Origin of the sequence: Gilliamella sp. wkB108, assembly GCF_001690195.1 — a bacterium.
Lineage (GTDB): Bacteria > Pseudomonadota > Gammaproteobacteria > Enterobacterales > Orbaceae > Gilliamella > Gilliamella apicola_L.
Window position 1 is genome coordinate 1 of the sequence record NZ_LZGM01000003.1, and the last position, 383, is coordinate 383.

Below are 383 nucleotides of genomic sequence, written 5' to 3' on the forward strand. Positions count from 1 at the left end.
AAAAAAACAGGTATATGGTAAAGAATATATATTTTGGAAAAATTATCAAATTGATAAAGAGAATTTACAATTTAAACTAAAAAAATTATTAATCGATGGTTCTTACCAATACCAAATTATTTATCCAGATCAATTTAAAGTACTAAACCAATCATCTTCATCGGTGTTTAAAACTGACAAGCTAAAAACTTGTTATCAAAACGAATATAGTAGTACTATGTGTATTTTGGATTCCTATCGTTATTACCACGATATTTTATCTCAAAAGCTAGTATCCCTTGCAGAAAAAAATCCAACGGTTAATGAGAATATAGACATAATTGATAAAGAGATAAATCAAATTTGCTTAACATTTCCGCCACCAGTTTATCTCGATGAACTGG

Annotated in this window: 1 protein-coding gene; it reads left to right on the forward strand. The window is 27.4% G+C overall.

Annotated elements, in window-relative coordinates:
• On the forward strand, positions 1–383 hold a 383-nt coding region (locus tag A9G11_RS14275; protein ID WP_176701213.1), incomplete at both ends, for a hypothetical protein.